11 protein-coding genes are annotated in these 22,149 nt (G+C 67.2%); 5 read left to right on the forward strand and 6 right to left on the reverse strand.

Annotation, left to right across the window (positions count from 1 at the left end):
• Positions 1-118 precede the first annotated feature (118 nt).
• The 3 genes from drmB to ACZ6SD_RS14775 are packed head-to-tail and all read right to left on the reverse strand — an operon-like array spanning position 119 to position 6,626.
• Complete coding sequence (drmB, locus tag ACZ6SD_RS14765) at positions 119-1,900, reverse strand: DrmB family protein (protein WP_465317468.1); 1,782 nt, start codon at positions 1,898-1,900, stop codon at positions 119-121.
• Complete coding sequence (locus ACZ6SD_RS14770) at positions 1,897-5,064, reverse strand: helicase-related protein (RefSeq protein WP_465317469.1); 3,168 nt, start codon at positions 5,062-5,064, stop codon at positions 1,897-1,899. Before ACZ6SD_RS14770 ends, drmB begins: the two co-directional genes overlap by 4 nt.
• Positions 5,061-6,626: a nuclease-related domain-containing DEAD/DEAH box helicase gene (locus ACZ6SD_RS14775; RefSeq protein WP_465317470.1), complete on the reverse strand. Its 1,566-nt coding sequence runs from the start codon at positions 6,624-6,626 to the stop codon at positions 5,061-5,063. The genes ACZ6SD_RS14770 and ACZ6SD_RS14775 overlap by 4 nt, the downstream gene beginning before the upstream one ends.
• Before the next feature lie 1,348 nt (positions 6,627-7,974).
• Here ACZ6SD_RS14775 and ACZ6SD_RS14780 point away from each other — a divergent pair.
• The 4 genes from ACZ6SD_RS14780 (at position 7,975) to ACZ6SD_RS14795 (ending at position 13,556) form a co-directional block, all read left to right on the forward strand.
• Positions 7,975-9,057, forward strand: a complete 1,083-nt coding sequence (locus tag ACZ6SD_RS14780; protein ID WP_465317471.1) for a hypothetical protein — start codon at positions 7,975-7,977, stop codon at positions 9,055-9,057.
• Complete coding sequence (locus ACZ6SD_RS14785) at positions 9,057-9,692, forward strand: HD domain-containing protein (protein ID WP_465317472.1); 636 nt, start codon at positions 9,057-9,059, stop codon at positions 9,690-9,692. The genes ACZ6SD_RS14780 and ACZ6SD_RS14785 overlap by 1 nt, the downstream gene beginning before the upstream one ends.
• A 124-nt stretch (positions 9,693-9,816) precedes the next feature.
• Positions 9,817-12,117, forward strand: coding sequence for a glycohydrolase toxin TNT-related protein (locus ACZ6SD_RS14790; protein WP_465317473.1), 2,301 nt, complete (start codon positions 9,817-9,819; stop codon positions 12,115-12,117).
• Between the two features lie 5 nt (positions 12,118-12,122).
• Positions 12,123-13,556: a hypothetical protein gene (locus tag ACZ6SD_RS14795; RefSeq protein WP_465317474.1), complete on the forward strand. Its 1,434-nt coding sequence runs from the start codon at positions 12,123-12,125 to the stop codon at positions 13,554-13,556.
• Positions 13,557-14,072: 516 nt separating this feature from the next.
• Here the strand turns inward: ACZ6SD_RS14795 and ACZ6SD_RS14800 are convergent.
• Positions 14,073-14,297, reverse strand: a complete 225-nt coding sequence (locus ACZ6SD_RS14800) for an NUDIX domain-containing protein (RefSeq protein ID WP_465317475.1) — start codon at positions 14,295-14,297, stop codon at positions 14,073-14,075.
• Between the two features lie 222 nt (positions 14,298-14,519).
• On the opposite strand from ACZ6SD_RS14800, the gene ACZ6SD_RS14805 reads away from it, so the two are divergent.
• Positions 14,520-15,179, forward strand: a complete 660-nt coding sequence (locus tag ACZ6SD_RS14805) for a DCL family protein (protein ID WP_465317476.1) — start codon at positions 14,520-14,522, stop codon at positions 15,177-15,179.
• A gap of 504 nt (positions 15,180-15,683) precedes the next feature.
• Here the strand turns inward: ACZ6SD_RS14805 and ACZ6SD_RS14810 are convergent.
• Positions 15,684-16,925, reverse strand: coding sequence for a TIGR02679 domain-containing protein (locus ACZ6SD_RS14810; RefSeq protein ID WP_465317477.1), 1,242 nt, complete (start codon positions 16,923-16,925; stop codon positions 15,684-15,686).
• On the reverse strand, positions 16,925-22,084 hold the full coding sequence (locus ACZ6SD_RS14815) for an SbcC/MukB-like Walker B domain-containing protein (protein WP_465317478.1): 5,160 nt from the start codon (positions 22,082-22,084) through the stop codon (positions 16,925-16,927). Before ACZ6SD_RS14815 ends, ACZ6SD_RS14810 begins: the two co-directional genes overlap by 1 nt.
• Positions 22,085-22,149 lie beyond the last annotated feature (65 nt).

Raw genomic sequence — 22,149 nt, forward strand, 5'->3', positions numbered from 1 at the left:
TTGGTGATGACGCGTACCGTCCGCCCAGGTCGCAGCTGTTGTACAGCCAGTTCGGCGGGGTCGGCCCCGAGACCGAGCTGCACAACGCGGTAATCGGGCAGTCGGCCTGCAGAACCGATCACCACGTGCCACCACCGGGTACCTCGTTCAGCACCTTGGCGAAGTGTGCGAAGAAGCCCCAGTCTTCGTCGATCAGCAGGCGCCGGTCGAGCAACCGGTTGAACGATTCGTCGCAGCTGGTCTCCGGGACGAGGGAGCAGGCATGGCACGCGGCCATCGACATGCCGTAGGGCCCCTGGCCGGAGGACTCCCGGCACACGGGATCGTAGGAGCACGACTGCGCGGACGCGACAGCCGCCGTCAACAACCGGAGCAAGCGTTCCGGCCTGCCCATGCGTACGAGCCCACCGAGCGTCCCCTCTGAGTCCCCGGCGGCCGTGTAGATCAAGATTCCGGCCATCTCGGGAGCTTTCGCCTTCGGAGTCACGTAGAGGCGCTCACGAAGCGAAGACGTCGAGTAACCCGCCTCGAAGGCGGTATTGCGCAGCAGGAGGTGGGCGAAGGAATGCAGCATCAGGTACCGCGCCGTCGGCTCGGGGTACCGGTCCTCCTGTCCGTCGGGGATGCGTGAGGCGAGCAACGCTGCCCGCTCCCGCACTTCGGGGTGCTGCTCCCAGACAGCGACCGCGTCCTCGTTGAACCGGAGAAAATAGCCTTCGCCAAAAGTCTCAAGGGCGGGCAAGAAGTCCAGCCGCCCGGAGATGTTTGCGCGGACGGCCGTCTCGGCCTTGTAGCGCTTGAACTCCGTGAGCACACGGACCTCACGGAGCTTGTGCACGAGCACGACACTGTGGATCACTCTGCGCAGCTCTGAGTGCACGGCGGACCGCCCCGACTCGCCTGGGTGCGGAGCACTGGAGCTGATGAAGTCGCTGCGCGGATCATGCTCCGACTTGGGGTTGCAAAGCGCACCCCATTCTTCCGGACGGATGTCCTCGACGGATCCCACAGAGGCAGCGAGGTCCGTCACCTGTTTGGTGATCTCGGCTCGCACATCGTCCTCTGGGATCCCCCACTTGGTTGCCAGGTTCGAGATCAGAACTGTCTTGGTCACCTCGTCCACACCGGTTCCGTTGACGAAGACCGAGAACATTGGGTCGGCGACAAGTTTGGTGATCAAGGGATCGACTTCCCGGAAGTCTGAGTCCGGTGGGATGTCTATCGCACTGTGGACCGTGGGGAAGTAGATGTTCGACGCGCCTCGTTGCAGCGCGACGAGGGTCTTGCCGCATGGTCGCTCGTCGGCGGATGACTGCCACGGCTGAGTACCCCTGCACTGCTGCCGCAAGGCTCCCTTACCGGTGATGCCGTCCAGCGATCGACTCGCTGAGCACGACCGGCAGTGCACCACCAACGAACGCAGACCACTTCCCTGGCCTGCCATGTTGAGGAACTCCAGGGTGGGCGGCCGAACCTCGCAGCGGTACGGGCGGACGGGACCGGAGTGCGCCCAGCGGTGCCAGTCGACGTCGGCGAGGTGGCCGTCCTCGCAGGCAGCCACGAACCGCATCGGCACCAATTGTTTGTCCGTGTCCTGTGTACAGGTCGGTGCCTTACCGGCCACCTCTCGCGTGGTGCTCCAGCGGATCATCCGACGGCAGTGGAAGCAGAACATCCACTGCGGGAAGCGGTAGTAGGGCACACCGCTGCCATCAGCAGACGGGGCGCGTAACGAGCCGACACCGAGCCTTCGGGCAAGTCGGGGGAAGAGCACGGGGTCCAGCCGACCACGCCAACGCCCTGCGTCTACTGCCACGAAGGACTCGCCGACGATGTCGACAATCGCACCGGGGCCAAACGGACCAATGATCTGGGAACGGCGCATCTTCCGTTCGGTCATGTGCGTGTCCCCTCGACGTGCACAGCGATTTCGACGTCGACGTTGCGCATCGAGTTCAGAGTCGCCCAAGTGCCGCGCGGCTTGTTGAACTGCCGGAGCAGCCGCGGCTGATTTCCCCAACCGCTGTAGACCAACCCGCCCTCGTCGGCGTTGCGCGTCACCTCAGCCGCCCACACGTCCTTGAGCTTCATCAGATGGTCCTCGACGGCCTTCGCCTCATCGGGATCGGCTTGCTTGGCGCGGTCCAGGAAGGCGGCCAGCAGTCGGCCCAGTTCGGGTGCGTCCGGGTCGAACCGAGCCGCATCCGTCCTCGCTCCCAGGCCTAGGACGTGGCGGACCAGGATCACGAGGTCGGCGTGCAGTGCCCGGTCCCGTGCGGCGATGGAGAACGGCGTGACCGATGTCGGTTCGACCGCGCGGTAGAGGGCGGAGTGGTAGGGGATGAACGACTCGTAGTGGGAGCGGTCCCTGGGCTTTGTCGCCGAGTACAAGGTCAGAACCAAGCCGGGTCTGCTCTGGTCGCGTCCGACTCGGCTGGACGCCTGGATGTACTCGGCTGTGGTCTTGGGCTGGCCGACTACGGCCATCAGCCCGAGCCTGGTCACGTCCACGCCAACGGAGATCATGTTGGTGCTGGCGAGCAGCGCGATGCCGGATTCGGCGGGCTCACCGAGCCGCTGAAGGATGTGCGGGATGCGCACCGAGTCGATGTTGCTGGTCAGCTCGACGATGTTGTCGTCATTGAGATCGCGCACGCGATCTTCGGCCGCGGCGATCACCCGGATGCGGGCGGGGATGTCATCGCGGGCCAGGGTGATGGTCTTGCCAAGCTCCCGCAAGCTGTTGTGGTAAATGATCAGCGTCGAGTAGGCGTCCCGGGCGTCGTCGGAGGCGAGGGCCGTCTCGGTGGGCGCCTGCAAGAGCGCGGACGCGAGTTGGACCAACCCGGTCACCGGGCTGTGTCCCTGTGGCATGACTCCCGCGTACGCGCGTCCCGGCGTGTCGTGGTTCGTGCGGACGAAATAGGAATCGCCCGCGTCGACGCCTGCGGGCGGGAACAGCCGCACCTCGCGCCCGAACACCCCGCGCGTCTGCTGCTCGGCGTTGCGGATGGTCGCGGTCGCGGCGACGATCTTCGGTCGGGTTCCCGTCGAGCGCATGACGATGTCGAACGCGGCCTCGTAGAGGCCGACGATCGTCCCCAACGGCCCGGAGATGAGGTGGAACTCGTCCTGGATGATCAACGACGGCCCCATGCCCCTGCCGACGCCGAGCAGCGCGCCCGCTTTGGCGTCCCAAGTCGCCCGCGCGAACTTGTCCACGGTGCCAACCAGCATCGTGGGCGGGTTGTCATAGAGGTCTTCATCCACGGAGGACATCGGAAGCCTGCGGTTGAACGGGCAGGTGGTGTTCAGACAGGTGATGAAAAAGGCGTTGTTGGTCGCGACGACACCGATGTCTTGGTGGACGTCGTCTGGACCGGGGACGATGCGGGTACCGCACCACGGGCACATCTCGATTTGGAAGCCTTGGCCGACCTTGCGCTCCTGCCGCAGGTCGTCAACGAGCTTCACGGCCTCGGCGTAGGAGTTGGGCGTGTTCGACCCACCGACCCAGATGCCGATCGAGATGGGGGTGCTGCCGAGATCGGTCTTCGCGTCGGCGCGCAGGACCTCACAAGCGGCGATCATGGTGGCCGCGCGCTGGAACTGCTGAGTGGTGAGCAGGCGCAGTGTGTACCGGGTGATGACCGTGGTCCCCGCGCCCGCCTCACCATGCTCAAGTCTGCGGAAGAAAATGGTGAAAGCGGCCAACCCCAGGTAGGCCTCGGTCTTGCCGCCGCCGGTAGGGAACCACACGAGGTCGACCAGCTCGCGGTCCACGCCGTCGTTGACGATCCCGTCGATGTTGAGCAGCAGGAAGCCGAGCTGAAACGGGCGCCAACGGGGATCGAACCGGCTGTAGTCAACGTGCGAGACGTCCGGGGCTGCGGACGGCGCGTGCGGGGCACCCGCGAACTCGGTCGATCCGTGCACCATCTGGCGGAGCATCGCCTCGTTGGCGAGTGCGAAAGCTCGCTGGGCATTGTGCCCCGGGTCGGCGAGTGTCTCGACGCCTTTGCGCATCCGCTCGGCGGCGGCCGTGGCCTTCGCGAGGATTCGGTCGGCGGCTTGGGCCAAGTCGTCACTAAGCCTCGTGTCGAGCGAGCCGCGGACGTCGATGATCCACTGCTCATAGCCTCGGACGAAGTCTCGCAACTGAGCGCAGACCTCAGCGGGTTCACGCTGGATCCCGCTCAACTGCCGCAGACTCAGGACCTCGTCGGAGCCCGGGACGTCGAAGGCGATGTCCGGGACCACATGGACCGGGAGGAAGGTAGTGCGCACGGAGTGGGTTGTCGCACCGCTATCCCACGTCGCGGCACAACCGTGGCCGAGTGCGTAGACGAGGACGTCCCGATACTGCAATTGCAGCTCAGCCGCCTCGTGGTCGGGGTTGAGGTGGTTCCGCGTTGGGTAGCGGAGGATGGCCCCCTCTGTCGGTGCGCACCTCAGCTCGACCTGAAATAGGCAGTCTGCGGAGTCGACCAGCGAGCGGACCGGTTTCTCGCGCTTGTTGATGAGCACGACGGTCACGACCCAGGAGGTGCCCCAAGGACGCCACCGCACGTAGAGCTCCGCCCGGTCACCGAGGACGCGGACGGACTTGCGGAGTGCGCCGTCCGCGGGGGGCTCGATGGTCAGTGCCGCGGGCCCGGTCAGGTCGTGGGCGCTGCGGACCCATTCGTCATCTGAGGTCGGGTCCTGCTCGTAGGTCCCGGCGAGCAGTTCGACCTCGATCGCGCAGACCCGATCGGTGACGAAGCTGATGCCTACCGAGCTGGGCTTGGACTGGCCGGCCATGGTGACCGGATCCTCGTCGTCGTCAGTCTGCTGAGCGGCTGCGGCCTCTGTGACCTCCTCGCCGTCGTCTTCTGCTCCGTCGCGGGCAGGAGCATCCGCATCGGTGGTTTGCGGGTAGAGGAGGCCCGTCAGGTAGCGCTCGTGCGGGTTGTCCTTCGGACCCAGAACCTCGTCGGGACCGTTCACGGGACCGATGAGTTGCTTGCTTAGGTAGGCGAGGACACTGTCACGGTCCTGGAACCCGGTCGAGGTTGGCGTCATGTCGTCTCCTCCAGCTCCGGGTTGACGACCCACAGAGCGGCCCGGGCACGCGTCATGCCGACGTACAGCGCTGCCTTGTTCTCGTCATCGTCGAGGACACCCGGTGCCTCGACGATGACGAACGGGCTCTCCAAGCCCTTGAACTCAGCGACCTGCGCGAACCCGACGCGACCCCCGGCCGGGTTGCCGAGCTTGACCAGGTCGAGTTCGTCAACCCGAACGCGCCAGGCGTGTGGCATCTCGTTGAACACCGACTCGGCGAAGGGGAACGGCGAGAGCAGCACGACATCGGATAGAGAGACCCGATCGTCCTGCAGGCTCTTAAGGACCTCTGCGACACCACGGGCGGCCTCGACGCGGGGTTCGCGCAAGAGCACCACAGCGGGCCCACGGGCGGTGGACGCGATGCCCAGGTCAGCGCCGGTGCGCTCTTGGACGGCGGACACGATCTCGGCCGTGTTGCGGCAGTTCTCCCGCAGTTGGAGGGTCGCGGGGCGGTGGTCGCGCAACCGCCGCATGCCCGCGGGGTCATAGCGGCCGACCAACCCCCGCTGGTTGTTGGAGTCGAGGAGTACGGTCCAGGAACCGTCGGCGAGCCCACCGCGGAGGATCCGATCGAGCACGTCCAAATCGGCGTCGTTGATGAGGTCTTGACCTTCGTCGACCACAACGACGTCGTAGACCGCCTGGGACTCCCGAGCGACCTGGTTGAATGGGCGGACCGCTACGCGCTCCATGTCAGGCTGCCCCGCGATGAAGCCCGCGAGGACCGGGCTGCTGCAGGTGATGAGCACCATGCGGCCACCTGCGGCGATCCGTCGGGCTGCCTCGATCGCGAGCATGGTCTTGCCAGTGCCCGCACCGCCCTCGAACACTATCCGCGGGTTGCTCTCGATTAGGTCGAGCGCCCGGTACTGGTTCAGGGTCAAGTCAGCCACGTCGGCGTCGATCGAGTCACCGAGCTGGCGCAGGGTGAGTACTTGCTCGAAGTCGGGACGTAAATAGTCGAGGTACCGCTGCACCTCGTCCACGCTGAGCCTGGCTCGGTGTCCTGGCTTGTTCTCCCAATAGACCGCTAACTGGTCGATCCACCTGGCCACGCCGACTTCCTCAAGCCCGCGGGAGTCGAGGATGGTCTCCGGGTCCCACTCGACGGAGCGGACGTCGAACTCGCAATCGGGGAAGATCGCCCCGTGTGCGAAGACGGTCTTCGCCCATAGGTCTCCGACATCACTTTGCCGGATTCGCTTCTCCACGGTTGATATCGCGGATTTGACCTGATCAATCGGGCTTTCGGTCAGCCGGCGACGGTCGCCCTTCATGGTCAGTGTGTGCCAGATCCCATCACGTATGGTGACCTTCCCGCCCTTGACCTCAATGGCTAGCAGTCCGCGCTCGCCGAGTAGCAAAAAGTCGATTTCCGCCATCCGCTTACGCGGGTGCTCCGGCAGGCTCAGGCTATGCAGCGCATAGGTCCAGCCGTCCACGTCGGCAGCCTCGAGCTGGGAGAACACCCACGATTCCACCTTCGTGGTCTTTCCGCGGGGCTCGTTGGGAATCATTCGCATGCAGTCGCCAACCAAGATGAGATGAGTTCAATCAGTCCATTATCGACATCACGGTAGCCGCATCGGCACAGTCATCAAAGCGCACTCAAGACACCCCCCTTTGCGGGACCATACACCCTACCGCAGGATGAGTCGTAAACGGTAGTGCAACAGTTACAACGAGTGCCTATGCGATGCGCTGAGCAGCGCAAACGGATTCGAGAGACTCGGCGCACCCTCTGCGACGTCACACTCATCCCATACCTGGGACACCGCGAGCCGCCTGTGCAAGCAGGTCCGCGACCGGCGCCCGGCCGGTCGCGGACCAGTTCCACGGCTACCACGCCGATGGACATCTGGCACGCGTTGACGACTGGCTCACGGGTCCACACCGGTTCGAACTCGACCACCTGAATTACGACGTGCAGGGGCGCGTGGTCGAATGCAACCTTCGTACCCTTTCCGGCCAGATCAAGGTCTCCTGGGTCGCTTGGATGCTGAGGAACTGTGCGTGACGGGATTCCGATGACGCGTTGGATATTGGCGCGTGGTGCACATGGTTGCTGTGGCGCCGCATGGTTCTGTGGCAGCTCGCCAGCTACGAGCGGGCTGTTGATGCTGAATTGGAGCTCAGCAGGGTTGTTGCGTCGCTGAGGTCCTGATATGGGTGGAACTGGAGGCGGCGGGCTCCTGCCGATCTGATGTGGATACTCGCACCGGCGTCGGCTTGGATCGTGCGATGGAGCGGATTGGTGCGTGGCCGATCTCGGTGCCGCTCAGGGTGAGTCCGTGATGCCTGCTGAAATTGCCAACGTCGGCATATGTGAGCTGTCAATCCATCCGCTGGCCGCAGATCGCTTCACGCTCGGTAGCGCAGCACCCGAGAGGTTTCGGCGCCGATGTCGAGTCGCATCCGAAGATTCTTCCCCAAGATCGGCTTTCCTGTCGCTTTCCAAGGTAATTTCCCGTTAAACGAGAGTCCGGACTGTTCGCGGACCTTGTCTCGGGCAGCGGCGAACAGGGAGCAGGTGGCTCCGGACTCGACCGTCAACGTTCGGACGAAGTCGGCCGAGGGTGTCCTGGACAAGGTCGAGCGCATGACGACCGGCTTGCCCGCCCCTGCCCGATTACCGGGCAGGGGACGTCATCGATGCGGTGGGCGCACGGGTCATGACCGCCGACATGCGCGATCTGGCGCGGGTCTTGGCAGCGGCCAGGAGATACTTCGGCGTTGGTGATGGCGGCCGCATCCTGGAGATCGAGAATATGTACGCGTCGCCGAAGTCGAGATGTCGACGACCGACGAGGAGACGGTCCGGCGGATGCTCGCCGAAGCGGCTGCGCTCGACCAGGAGGAGACCCGATGGAGTCACTGAACCTGGGGTCGATCCCGTACCACGAGCGCCTGGTGTTCGTGTGGATCGCCTCCGGACCGCACGGGGAGCCGAGGGCGGCCTTCGCCGTCGACGGTCGTGACTACGCGGATGCCGAACAGGCGCGCGCCGCCGTTCGTGAAGCCCTGGAACAGACCGACCTGCGGGCGCGGATCGCCGATTTTCGGCCCGCCACCATCCGGGAGAACGAGAAGGAGCTCGCCTACTGGCCGAGTTGGGCCGAGTTCCGCCGCTGCCTCGACGTCTTCGGCCCGGTGTATCCCTGGCGTCGGCCGTCGGCTCCGCCGAGGGCGGTCCCGGCCGCGCCGGTCGCCGTGCCGAAGACCCCGCTGTACTCCGAGCGCCACTTCGAGTGCTGGGGCCAGCTCGTCGAGATCTTCCCTGACGGCCAAGGCCCTGACGACCCCATCCTCGGCAGGCGGGCGAAGGGCTACGGGCTCAACGGCCACACCGGCGAGTTCGAGCCCGACACGCGCCGTGCTCTCCAGTGCGCGCGCGGTGGGGAGGACGACGAGACCTGGCCGCTGCGCGACGAGACCGAGTTCATCGAGGCGGTCGAAGAGCGGCGGGAACGGCTACTGCGCGAGTCGTTCTACCAGCGGCACGACAAACCGGAGATTTTCGCCGCCTACGAGCGGGCCGCCCGCGAAGGGCGTACCGAGTGGTCCCGGCGGGCCACTTATCAGCTGTGGCGTCAAGTCCAGCGCGGAAGGGCGTTCTTCCTCGTCGGCGGCGAACCGGTGCGGGTGGACATGACCGACGACGGGGTCCCGAGGAGGGCGCGGCGGCTGGACGCGACAACGGGCCGGATCGTCGCGACGGACCGGGCCGACGCGGAGGCCGTCCTGGCCGGTGACGGCACCCGGGTCACCGAACACGCCTGGCTTCTCGCGGTGGAGGATCGTCGGCGCGCCCTCGACGCGCACGGCGCCATCGCCGACGCCTACGCCAAGGCAGCCGCCGAGCCCGACGACGCCTACCGCCGTCGCATCCTGACCCGCGCTTTCGACCTGTGGGCGGAGAAGTTCGCGGGGGAGGGGACAGGTTCGTGATGGACACGTTCACCGCCAAGGACGGCTGGCCCGCCCTTCGCGCCCACTGGGCGGACCGCCTTCCAGAAGCCGCCCTCGCGGCGCTGGACGAGGCCGTGGCCTTCGCTGACCGCCTGCACGCGGGCCAGGTCCGGCCTGCGGGCGAGCCGTACCTGGAGCACCTGCTCGAAGCGACACGCGTGCTCGTGGAGGCCATCGGGGTCACCGATGTCGACGTCCTGCGGGCCGCGGTGCTGCACGACGTGGTCGAGGACACCGCCTGCACGCTGGCGGAAGTCCGGGAACGCTTTGGCGACCGGGTGGCCGCCCTGGTCGACTGGGTGACCAAACCGCCGCGCCCAAAGAGTTGGAGCCGTGCCCAAGCCCGGGACGCTTACCTGGTTCGGCTGCGCGCCGCGCCGGATGAGGCGGTCCTGGTGAAGCTCGCTGACCGGCTGAGCAACGTTCAGCGGTTGGACACCCATCCTCGGCCGGAGAAACGTCGCGCCTACTACGACGAGACCATCCGCTCGATCCTGCCACTCGCCGAGCGTCACCGGTGGTTCCGCGACTGGTACGACATGTGGCGCGCCGAGTTCCGCTGGCTCAGCGAGGGAACTTCGCCGGGTGGGCGCGGGAACGGCCGGTCTTCATGACCGGCGACGCCAACCCGAACGGGGTCTCCGACCGCACAGTGGTCTTGCGGCGTTCGGCCGCGGTCAGGAAGCCCGGCGAGATACGGTCACGGCCGACAGGCAGTGGAGCAGGGGGAGAGCGCGCGTGACAAGCCCGTTCGGCATCGCCGTCGCCGGGAACCAGGCCTTCCGGTTCGATGAGGGCCCGGGGACCGCGGCCCGCGTCGCGGCCGACGTGTTCGTTGTGGACGGTTTCGCCGTTGAGGGCGGCGACGTCAAGCAGGTCGAGCGCTCGGCTTTCGAGGCGGTGGTCGAGGTCGCGACTTGGCGGCTGGCGGGCGGCCCGCCCGAGCTGGTCGACGCCGACCCGATCGCCGGGCATGTCGACGACACCCCGCTCGTTCAGGTCCGCCTCACCCCGCCGCTGCCCGCCACGGCACGCTTCCCGGTCGTGGTCGCTGCCGAGGGGACGCCGTGGAACACCGAGGCCGTGTCGGAGGCCGCGCGGCGCGCGATTACCGGGCTGGCCCCGGAGGGCTGGCAGAGCATGGTGGTCGAATACCGGGCGACCGTGCGGCGCGGTGAGATCTCCGCCACCGTCACCCTCGCCGACGGCCGGGTCCGGCACTGGTCGCCGCCCGCGATGGTCGGCCAGTGGCTGCACCGCTGGCGAATGGCCGAGTACGCCCCGGGCGCTGGCGGGGCCTGGCACAGTGCCCGCCTGGAGTACACCGCGGACGGCGGTGTCCAGCGGTCGGTGAGCCGGGATGAGCCCGCCTGGGCCATTCCGCCAAGCGAGCGCGCCAAGCAGGCCGCCTACGCCGACGAGTTGCGCCTGCTCCCGCTGCCCGCGGACGCTATCCCGCGTTGGCTGCTTACCGCCGCGCTCAAGGCGCGGAAGCAGACGCCCGAACCCGAGCCGGGCGGGATCACTGAGGTGGTCCGGCTCTTCGACGGCCGCGACGACCAGGGCCTGCCGGTCTGGTACCGGCCCATGATCACCCTCGCCGAGCGCGAGGCGATCGTCCGGTATCTGGAGGAAGCGCCGCTGGTGCTGTCCTCCCGCGGTCTGTCCGAGGACGAGTTCACCGGCGAGCAGGACGTCCCGATGGGCTTCCACACCGACGGCCGCTGGGTCTGGCCCAGCGCGGCGGCGCACTACCTGCGCGAGCACGGCGTCCCGCCGGTTCCGCACCTGGTCGACCACATCCGCGAGCGCCACTACCGGCTGCCCGACCCGATCCCGACCATCGCGCTGGACCGCGCCGCGGCCTTGGCCGCGGGGAGACCGTGGAACGAGGCCGATACCGAGGACGCCGCGGCCAGGGCGCTGGTCGTGCTGGATCACGCGATCTGGAACTGGTCGATCAGCCCTCGCGGCTACAGCGTCTACACCGTGCGCGAGGGCGCCTGGAGTCTGGTCCGCGACGGCGACTGGTACCGCGTGCAGTGGTCCGACGATGCGCGCACGTCCGTGCGGTTCGCCGACATAGGGCAGGCCGCCGCCTACCTGTGCGGCCAGCTCGGCGCCCACAGCCACGAACTGAAGCTGCGGACAGACGAGGAGTTCCCGCCCTGGCAGTCGCCGCTGCCGAACCTGTCGCCGCAGGACCCGCCGCCGACCGCGTTCGCCTCGGCGCGGCTGACCTCCGTCCGGGACCTGGAGGTCGACCGGTACGGAACGCCAGACGGCAACCTTGTCTTCCGCGCCGACACCCCGTTCGAGCGGCGCGGTCTGCCTGCCGACCACGCCGGGCGCGAGTACCACCGCTATCGCCTCAAGGGGGAGTGGCGGGTCGTGGCTCTGCGGGACGAGGCGGGCGGCGAGGCGTACCTGCTGCCCAGCTCGGTCAACCACCACATGACGACCGGCTACCTGGAGGAGATTGGTCGCGGGCACCCGGGGCTGCCACCGATAACCGACGCCATGCGCGAGGAAGCCGCGCGCACCCCCAGCGGTTGGGTGTACTGCGCCGATCCCGACATCGACCCCCGCCACATCGAGGGTGTGCCGCACTTCGCCATCCTGGGTGGCTACAAGGTAGGCCCGGACGGCGAGCTTACCGGCGAGACGTACTTCAACGACGAATATCGGCCTAGCCCGCGCAAGCGCGGCTTCCCGGAGCCGCGGTCAGAGTTCGAACTCGGCTACATCGCCGCGGGCTGGCTACCGCACGAGCGTATCCTCCCGGCTGCCCTGCAAGCGCCGTTCCACATGGAGACCGACGGCGCGGGCGGCCTTCGCGTCGGCGTTGACGCGCCGGGCAAGCGTTTCCTGGCCGTCTATTCGTCGCCCCGATACGTCCCGGAGGACGCCACGGCGGTCATGCGGGCCGAGGGCCGGGCCCTGCTGCCCGTGCTGGCGGGCGTCGCGCTCATCGTGAACCCCGGTGGCGACTTCGGCATCGAGCTGCCCGGGGACGACCTGATCGCCGCCGCCCGGTGACGGGGGTGCGCGAAGACGCCGTTTTCGACCTGGCCGTCGTGGGTGACCGGGTGTTCCGGATCGAGCCCGCGCCGGGCGCGTCGGCGCACGTCGCCCCGGAGGAGCCGCTGGCCGGTCCGATCGTCGCCCTGCCCGATGGTCGCGTCGCCCGCCGCGTGCGGCGGTCGCTGTTCGAGTCGGTCTTCCAGCTCTCCACCCGGACCGCGGGCGGCGCGGCGGTGGCCGACGCGGACCCGCTGGCGGGTTTCCTGGCCGACGACGACCGGCCGTTGGTGCAGGTCCGCCTCGCGCCGCCGTTGTCGCGGCCGTGGTTCCCCGTGCTGCTGACCGGGGCGTCCACCCCCGACCCCGACCGCGAGCCGGTCCGCGCCGCCGCGATGGCGGCCATCGAGGCCGCCGCGCCGCGCGGGTGGCGGGAAGTGCGGCTGGAGTGCCGGACCACGGTCCGCCGGATGGAGGTCGAAGCGACCGTCACCGGGGCGGACGGGCGGGTCCGGGCTTGGTCGCCACCCGCCATCGTCGGCCAGTGGCTGCACCGGCTGCGGCTGCGCCACCACCGCGCCCTGCACCCGAAGTGGTTCACCGCGCGGTTCGCGCTGCGGCCCGGTCAGCCCGCCGAGGCCGAGTACGCCATCGACCAGCCGCCCGCCTGGCGGGTGGACACCGGCTCCGCCGTCGAGCACTTGGCCGACGACTGGCGGCTGCTCCCGGTGGCGCCGAGGGCGGACCTGCTGCCCGCCTGGCAGGTCAGCGCGGGACTGGAGGTGCTGCGGCGGCAGCACGTCGCCGCGATCACCGGCGCGGAGCGGCCCGAGCCGCCCGCGTGCGCCATGGTGCGGCTTTTCGACGGCCGCGACGCCGAGGGCCTGCCGGTGTGGCACCGTCCGGTCGTCGACGCGCGGGAGGCGGTTGGCGTCCTGCGGTATCTGGAGAACGCCCCGCTGGTGGTGGCGGCGCGCGGCTTCGCCGCCGACGAGTTCACCGGCGAATCGACTGTCCCCATGGGTTTCCACACCGATGGCCGTTGGGTGTGGTCCAGCGCGGTCCCGTATTACCTCGACAAGCACGGGGTTCCCCCGGTGACCGACCTGGTGGACCACATCCGCAACCAGCGCTACCGCCCGCCTGAGGACTTTCCCGGCATCGCCCTGTCCAGGGCCGCGGCGCTGGCCACCGGCAGGCCGTGGGACGAGTCCACTGTGGACGCCGAGTTCGCCGCGGCCGTCGCCCCCGTCGCCGCGCGCTTCCCCGCGGGCTGCTCGCTGGGCGAGCACCGCGACGGCGCCTGGTGCCTCGTCCGCGACGGCGATTGGTACCGGGTGTACCTGGCCGAGGGCGGGGAGATGCGGCACGCCACACGATTCGGCGACCTCGCCGACGCCGCTGCCCACCTGGCGGGCAGGCTTCTGCTCACCCCGCCGTCCGACCTTCCCGGGTGACCGCCGCCCTGCGCGCCGAGCCCCGGCGCGATCCGGACGCCGACCCCGGACTCCTTCGCCGACTGGCTTCCACGCGGTCCGCGGCAATGTGGTCCGTAAACCGTCCCAACGCAGAAGGCCCGTCTCAAATGGACGGGCCTTGACCTGCTATCTGGTGCGCCGCCAGGGACTCGAACCCCGAACCCGCTGGTTAAGAGCCGACCCGAGAGCCTGTCGGGTGGTGTCGGGTGATGTCGGATCGGGTCGTTTCCGCTGGTTGTGTCCTGTCGGCTGGGTCGCATGGTGTTGGCTGGTGTCGTGCTGTTCCTGTCTTCTCGGGCTCCCCTCGGGCGCGCACGTGCCAGATTCTGTCGGCCGATTCGAGCAGCCGGGAAGGGGCGGTCCGATGAGTACGGCGGCGGTGTTAGAGCGCTACGGCCTTTTCTGGTCTGCCGTGGGCGTCTCGCCCTTCGAGTGCGTTCGTGATCGGGATCGGGCGGGCTGTATCCCGCCGCGCTGCGAAGAAGTGCTGAACCTTCATCCCAGTTTCCGAGGGTGAGCTGAACAGCAAGACCTGCGATGCCCAGTGACCTCGGTATCCAACTCCTCGGCCAGCTCCTGGTACAGCGCCGCCTCGACTGAGCTGTCGGTGTCGTCAACGCCTCCGTTCGGAGCCGTCCAACATTGCGGCTGCCCTGGCTTCGTCCGCTTGATCAGCACCAGTCCCGCTGTCCTGGTCGACCAGGATCGCGCTGGCCGCACGCCTGCCAACTGCCAGCTGGGGTGTCCTTGAGTCCGTTACTCATGGCAAGACATGCCTATGGCCACCGCTGCTGCACATGCGTGAGCCGCATGCCGGTTCGGCAGGACCGGGCGGAGGGGAACTTCGCGTACGGGTGGAGCGTTGGATGCTGTTGGAACGATCCACCATTGAACGCATCACAGCCACTTTCCTGACGCCCAGGAGTGACCGAAAGGTTAAGGATGGCGCGCGAACGAATCATCGGTAATATCCGTTTCGCTCGTTTGAAAGATGCGCAGGACGCTGTCAAGGAAGTTCTTTACTCGGTTCCCATCGGAACGGAGTTGGCTGGCGGTCAGCTCGATTTCATCATGGACGTAGTCGCGTGCCATCCAGAAGCTAATGGCAAGATCGGACCAGGAATTGCCAGCATCTCTGTTCGCGTCAGTCCGTACAATCAGCGCGGGTTTTGGATCACGCGGGTGGACGGGACCGAGGTCGATATCAGCTACCTCAAGTGCGTCAATGGTGCGCCGAGCCAGCGACAAGCGGTACATGCCGCCTTCCGCGTTGCTGTGCGACCGCAGATCAACGCCTTCCGGATCGCCTACTTCAATAGTGAACTCGACCCGCGCTGCGCTCTCACTGGTGAACGTCTCACCATGGGGCCAGAAGCACACGTCGATCACGAAAATCCCACATTCGTTGAGCTTGCCGACAAGTTTATCGAGCTGGACGGATCCGTGGACGACATCAAACTGGTGGCTTGCCCAGATGGTATTGGGCGTCAGCTACAAGACCCTGAATTGGAGGCACGTTGGTCGAATTTTCATGAGCGAAATGCGTCGCTGCGAGTCGTGTCGAAAACCGCGAACCTGACCCGCAAACGTAAGGACACGTGACTGGTTGCTGGTCGAGCGGGCGCGATCGGACTGCTCGACCAGCAGGTTTAGCAAGGTATCAGAGTCGGCAGGTCACGATGGGACGCGGCCCAGTATAAGGTGCCGAGCACATGCTCTCAGGCCACGGTCAGGTTATGGGCTGAGCCGGGCTCGGCATCGGCCCCCCACTGCGGGAACCCGTCCGGTTCCATGACTGCTTGAATGTTGCCGCCGTGCTCGTGAGCTTTCCCGGAGTAGCGCAGGTCGATCTATTTCCCTTGACGCTCACAGTATTCTCTCCACAACGGTCTGCGGAGAAGGCCGGCAATCACGGGGAGTCCCTGGTCGTTTGGACTTGATCTTTGCAAATTCAGTCGTATCAGGAGCTTTCCCGCCCATATCTCACCGGACATCATCAGCCAACCGGCGCACCCACCGACGCCTCCCCCGCCTGGACGCCGCACTACCAAGCTGATCTTGCTGAGATCACCTCAGTTACACCGTTAATTGACAGCCCCTCCGGCCTCAGCACAGCAGGCTCTGAAGGATCGCGTCGTGTTCTTGGTACACGGCGCGCCCATGCTCGGCCAACGTCGCGGCGAGATCGGTGGGGATCCCATCCGGGAGCGCACCGAGGGGGACCGCCGACGGGCTCGCCCCCGCCTGTGTGACCACGTCCGCATCCATACTGACTAGGCGCGCGCCGTAGAGGGCCTGGATTTGCGCGGCGATGATCAGCCCGTCGCGGTCGATGTCGCCAGCGTAGGTCAATGGCACTCCGCAGTCGACTGCTCGCTGTAGGAAGGCGTGGTCGACTGCGCGTAGATGCCCGCTTGTGCATGCCAGGGAGCCGGTGTACCCGGCTGCCGTGGCGGCTTCGAGCACGGAGGGGTTTTCCACCACCAGCAGCGGTTCGGCGGCGAGTATTGGAGGGTGCACGGTCAGGTCGTACAGCGTCAGGGGCACGGGCCCGCCCCCGAGCCGTAGGCGCTCATCCACCACCCCTGTTCCGCGTGCCGACACGTTGAGCACGAGCATGGTGGCGGACAACCGGTCGGCCAGTACTCCGGCGCGGGCCAGCAGGGCCCGGATCGCGTCTGGCCGAGACGGCTCTGCTTCTTCGAGGAGTTCCGCCACTGCCTCCACCAGCCGTCTGCCGGTCAGTCGGTCAAGATCGAAAGCGTGCGGATCGCCAGCACAATCGTGTGCCAGCTTGGCCAACGTCACCGGCAGAACCCCCGGTTGGCGTTGTTCAATGATCGCTGCCACCGCGGACCGGAGTTGCCGGGCCTGCTGCGCGACCGTGTCGATGTCGAGCTCCGCGACCCCTGCGGCTCGGATCCTGCGCGCGAGCCTCGGCACGGCTGCGAGGTCTAGCTCGACCTGGGCCCACAGCGCTTCACGGGCACCGGCGATGGCTCTACGTGCCGCTGATCGGTTCACCACTTGTCTGCCGACCGCCAGTTCGGCGATGATGGGAAGATGTTCGGCTGCGAGGTTGAACCGGGCGAGGAGTTCCCGTAGCGGCACGTTTGTTACTCCGGTTGTGTTCGAGACCGCGGAGTTCCCTCGTCGTCGGCGGGTGCTGGTGTCCAGCCATGTCCGCAGGATCGCGACGCCCCCTACTGGCAGGCCGGTCACCTTGACTGTTGCGAGTTCGGTGGGTTCGGACCCGGAACACAGTCTGTCGTGGACGGCCTCCCACAATGCCCGCAGATCTCGGTCACTTGCGAGGTCCCGGATCGCATTGGGCATTTCTGCCGCCATCACGAACGCCCTGTCGAGGCGTGCATGGTCTGCTCGGCCCGGTCTACGACCAGTGCCGGTTGCCCTGACCCGGTCCAGAGCCATGGCATCGACACCCGCACCGCTCCCGCGTGCGTTACTTGGGCGATCATCACCCGCTTTGACTCGGCTTTGAGCATCGCGCTCATCTCTGGCGCGGTCGACAGCACGTCGAAGTTCCATTCACGGAGCAGCCCCAGCAGCTTGCGGACGTTCTGCGGATCGAACGCGGCGTTCACTTCGTCGACGAACAGCAGCCGCGGGCCCTGGTAGCCCGGCGCCTCGTACATCGACCACGCCGCGGCCAACAGCGGGAGCATCGTCGCCAGGCGCATCTCACCGGTGCTGAACGACGCCAGCGGGTTCGACCTGGCTGTCAGGGGCCGGAACACTTCGGTGGTGCTGTCCCCGAACGACGCGTGTGTGACCTTGATGTCCCACTCGTGCCAGACCCGGTAGTCGAAGGTATGTGCGACCCGGGCCTCCCAGGTGTCACCTGGGGCGTCTTCCAGCCGCTGGCGCAGTACCTCGTACATCTCCTGAAAGGTTTCGTCGGAAGGTAGTGCACTGACCAGTTGGATCATCCGTTGTGCGTCGGGATCGTTCTTGACCTTCCAGTCGACTTCGACGCCGACGCGCGCGACGCCAGTGCGGACATCGCCGAGGGTTGAGCGAATCTGCCTGACGAGTTCCTGTGCCGCAGCCCGGCGGGTGGCGATGTCACGGCGAAGCGCGGTGAACATGCTCGTCTTGAGAGTGACCTTCACGTCATCACGGAGATCTCGGTCCAGTTGTTCGGCCGTTTGCTGCAGTGTCAACACGGTGAGGTGCAGATCCTCCCCGCCAAGAGCGTCCGGCGCGGCGACGACCGCTCGGCGCCAGTCGGTACCGGGAATGGTCTGCAGCGTCACTTGCCGGTCGAAGCGAGTCAGTTCGGCGCTGATCTTCTTCGCCTCGGTCTCCAATCGGGCGCGCCTGGTTTCGAGCAGCCTCGCGAGCTCGTCGCGGTTGTTGCCGCGCGGCTCGGCGGCCAGCATGTGCGTAGCCCACGCGAGTGCCGCGGTCAGGTTGGCAGGCCGTCCGGCTTCGTCGACGGCGATGTCACCGTCGACGGCCGCGATCGACTCCTCGACCAGCCGATTCATCTGTCGTAGACACTGCTCGCGCTGGTGCTCGGCATCCGCGCGCCGGGGAGCGATGCCATCGAGTGTGCTGCTCGCCTGTGCCGCGGTGATCTCCGCCTGGTGGCCCTTTTCGCGGACTCGCTCGAGTTCTTCCTGCGCGGCCGCGTACGCCTGCGCCGATTGTTCGCGCGCCAGACGGAGTTGCTCGTACGCGGCGCCGTGCAGTTCCCGCAGTTGTGCGACCGCCGCTTGCTCGCGCACGGCCGTGGCTCGCGCCGTCGTCGCCTTGTGGGACTGCGTTTCGGCGTACTTGGCCAGCTCAGCCGCGGCTACCGCCGTGGTCCGTGCCTGTGTCCGTAGCTGTACCGCACGGTCGGTGATCCGCTGCCAGGACGTGACTTGCGTGGCCAGCTGTGCGACCTTGCCCGCGAACGTCTTCAACGCCTCGGGCTCGCTGGGCAGCATCCGCCCGTCACCGAGGTCCACCGCTCTGTTCAGGGCCGCCAAAGCCCGCTTGGTGCGGGTTCGCACCTCGCTTACCCGTCCTGCCGCGCTGACAACCAGTGATTGGGCCGTAGTCAGTTCACGGGTGGCTTCGTCTTCCTTGCTCAGCGCGTCGAACAGCGCCGTGAGCGAGGGGAAGCGCTGTCGCTGCTCATCTGCCTGCGCTTGCTCGGCGATGACACTCTCCAGCCGGGCGGCCGCCTGCTCGGCGAGTTCGGCGCTGTCCACTGCTTTGGCGAGCGCTTCCGCCGCTGACCGCTCGGCCTGTTTGGCCAGGGCGATGGCTGTGTCAAGCCTGCTGAGGAAGGTCGCCAACACCTGGGTGCGAGCTTGCTCAGCCGCGGCCAACCTTTCACGGACGGCTTGCAGTGTCGTGTCGGCTCGTGTCTGACGCTGCGTTGCGACTCGATCTGCTTCCCGAGCTTCGAGCTGCGCTTGCTGTGCGCGCGTGCGTGCCTGCTGCCACGTCGTCGAAGCGGGCAACGCCTGTTGTTCGATGCCTGCTGCGGCCAGGTCATCCTGGCGTGAGAGCAGCTCGATTTCTGCCGTTTGGTGCTGAGCTGCGAGACCCGCGACCTGCGCTTCGAGTATGGCGATCCGTTCCGCTCGGGCCCGTTCCCTGGCAGTCGTGCCGATGTAGCGCGCGAGGTACCCGTCTGGCGAGGCGGCGGTCAGCACCCCGGAGCGCACGGTTGTTCCCATGGTGTCGCTGACCGCGATGCTGCGCAGCAGACCACGTATCAACGCCGGATCGATGGGGCTGTCGGGCTCCACGCTCAGGATGTCAGCCAGGTTGGGTCCGTTGACCGGGTGCTCGGCTGTCAAGACAGTATCGCCAGCGCGGGCACGGCCGTCGGCGGTGACGATCGCGTCGAGCAGCCCCGACACCAACAGTGCGCCCTCGTAGCGGTGACGGGCGTCGTCGGGCACCTCGTCCCGGAAGTCGACCAGAGACCACAGCGGGTTGCCGCCGCTGCGGGTCCGCCATGCCGGGGCTGGGGGCGGTGCGGGGGTCTGTCGCGCCTCCTCCAGTTTGGCGGTGACACCGTCTATTTCACCTTGGATCTCCAGCAGCGTCCGCTCGGCTTCGACGATCCGGCGGTTCAGCCGCCCGAAGGCTCGTTGTGCCGACTCACCCAGCGCGGCCCTCAGTGCCGTGTCGTCGAACTTCGCCAGGGCCGCCAGGGCCCTGTCGGCGAGGATGACCGCCGGGGAGCCCAGGTCCAATCGATGGCTGGCGTGTGGTTCGCCACCATCGCCCAGCTCGCCTGCAACTCCCAACTCGATGAGCAGTTGTTCTATCTGTTCGGTCAGCGACTGGGGAACGGTGAGTGCGGCGCCGTCCAGGTGTGTCAACGCCGCCTGCCACCGCCGTACTTGCCCAGCCCAGGTGGTCACTGCGTCGAGTGCCGTGTGTGCCTGCCCGAGCTGGGTGACGAGGTGCTCGTGGCGGTAGTGACGTGCGGCGTCGACCTGCTCGGCGTGATCGTTCTCGGCGCGCAAGCCAATTTCGGCGTCCGCTTCCGCAGCGGTGAGGTTCTCCCTGGCCTGTTCGTCGTGTCGCGTCCGTGATTCCGCGGCCACGTCGGCTGCCTCCCCTGCGGCGACCTGCTGCGTTTCCGCGAATGTGCGAGCGAGTTCACTGGCGTCGTCCGCGGCAGCCTTGCGCGCCGAGTGCCCAGGTACGTCGAGTCGCTGACGGATCGCCGCGGCCTGCTGGTCGATCCAGCGTGTCAGCCGCTCCGGGTTGACCCTCCCGTCGATCGGATCCGGTTCGATCAACTCGTCCGGCACGGGCGGAAAATGAGTGGCCGACTTCTGCCAACTGATGACAGCGGCGTCGAGTTGTCGCTCGAGCTCGCCCCGTGATGTCGCGAGCTCGGTCAAGGCGGCGTCGCGGCGGTCGACTTCGTCATGGGCGGCGCGATGCTGGTCCGCGGCCTCCAGCGCGATCAGGTTCGCGGCATTCACCTCCGCCAACGCCGCACTGACCTTCCCAACGTTCTGTTGGCGCATGTCGACCCAGGCCAGCGGGACAGCGGCAAGCTCGTCGACCGACACCTCAGTCGCAGGTTTGTCGGGATCCAGTTGCGCGGGGTCAGCCAGCTCGCTGGTGATTCCCAGCAAGCTCGTCACGGCGCCGCCCGCGTGCACGGCCTCGGCCGTCGCCGCGAGCTCCTGGCCGATCGTCGCCAGGCTCCGCTGGGCGGAGCCCGCGTCCTGGTTTGCCTTTTCGGCACTGGTGCGCGCGGTTGCCGCTTCGGTGTTTGCTCGCTCAGCGTGACCTTCGGCCGTGGCAGCGACGTCGTCCATGTCGCGGGCGCGTTGCTCGTGGTGCGGCAGCTCGGCGCCCGCGTGATCACGTACTGCGGTGTCGGCGGCGTGAAGTTCGCCTTCGAGCCGGGACAGGTCGAGATTCACTCGCTTCAGTGTCAACCGAGCGTCCTCGGCGGCGATCTGGGCATCGCTGAGCGCTCTCTCCGCAGTGCGCTGTGACCGCGTCAGCTTGTCGAACTCGGTGTTCGCCGAGCGCAGGGCCGCCGCGGCGGTCAGTGTGACGGCTTGCCGGTAGAGCTCGTAGAGCCTGTCGGTGCCCGCTAGCTTCTTGGACTGCTCCTTGGTGTCGGCCAACTGGGCTTCCAGGCTGGCGATGCGCTGCATCGCTCCGGCGATCTCGCTCAGCTTGCCCTGGTCGAGCGCGGGCAGTGCCTCGGTGAGCACGGCGAGCATCTCCCGAGCGGAGATCTTCTCGGCAGTGCGGACACTGCGAAGGGTCCGCAGAACGCTCAGCAGTGCGTCATATTGGACCTCGTCGAGTGGGGAGAAGAGCCGCGTTCGGACAGCTGTGCGATAGCTGCCCTCCGGGCTGACAGCGCTCAGACGCGCGGCCGCCTTCGGCTTGAGCCGCTGCGAGTCGGTGAACATCTGCCCCCCGTGGACGGCGAGTTGTTCAGCGAGGCTGTCGATCGAGACCGCGTTACGGTCGACCTGCAACGTGAGCTGGCTGCCGACGCGAGCGGGCACGAGGAAGAACGCGCGTAGGAGCGACTGGCTCGATGAGCGCAGCCACAGCCCGGTGGTCACGTAATCGGTTCGCCCCGTGTCAGGATCGGTGTGGCCGTACTCCAACCACCACACCCCGGTCTTGTCGTCCTTGTCGCGGTTGTCGGTATGCCTGCTCATCAGGGTGCCCGCGGCTCGGCCGGACACGCTCAGGGCGGTTTGCGATGTGTCGCCGTCGAGCAGGATCGTGATCAGTTGGGAGGCGGTCAGGGACTTGCCCGAACCATTGCGGCCGATGAACGCCAGCCAGCCGTCGGCGAAGTGGAACTCCTCGTCGGTCCACTTCCAGCTATTGAGCACTCCAGCGCGGGTGGGCTGCCATCGGCCGGCCACTCCGGGGAAGCCGAGGAGGACGGAGTCGGGTTCAGAACCGGACAGGTCGACCCCTACAGCGTCCGGTGCCGCACCATCACCTGACTGAGCAGGGCTGACTTGGTCGGAGTTCGTCATCAGGCTCCTATGCACAACGAAAGCACACTCGCGTGTTGGGCGGGTATGGGTTCCTGCGGTCATGG

It is taken from the genome of Actinokineospora sp. NPDC051303 (assembly GCF_055586285.1).

Bases quoted from the DNA above. Each gene is read 5' to 3' on its own strand.
- drmB (WP_465317468.1), bottom strand. From the start codon at position 1,900: ATGACCGAACGGAAGATGCGCCGTTCCCAGATCATTGGTCCGTTTGGC.
- ACZ6SD_RS14770 (WP_465317469.1), bottom strand. From the start codon at position 5,064: ATGACGCCAACCTCGACCGGGTTCCAGGACCGTGACAGTGTCCTCGCC.
- ACZ6SD_RS14805 (WP_465317476.1), top strand. From the start codon at position 14,520: ATGGCGCGCGAACGAATCATCGGTAATATCCGTTTCGCTCGTTTGAAA.
- ACZ6SD_RS14775 (WP_465317470.1), bottom strand. From the start codon at position 6,626: ATGATTCCCAACGAGCCCCGCGGAAAGACCACGAAGGTGGAATCGTGG.
- ACZ6SD_RS14810 (WP_465317477.1), bottom strand. From the start codon at position 16,925: ATGGCGGCAGAAATGCCCAATGCGATCCGGGACCTCGCAAGTGACCGA.
- ACZ6SD_RS14780 (WP_465317471.1), top strand. From the start codon at position 7,975: ATGGAGTCACTGAACCTGGGGTCGATCCCGTACCACGAGCGCCTGGTG.
- ACZ6SD_RS14815 (WP_465317478.1), bottom strand. From the start codon at position 22,084: ATGACGAACTCCGACCAAGTCAGCCCTGCTCAGTCAGGTGATGGTGCG.
- ACZ6SD_RS14785 (WP_465317472.1), top strand. From the start codon at position 9,057: ATGGACACGTTCACCGCCAAGGACGGCTGGCCCGCCCTTCGCGCCCAC.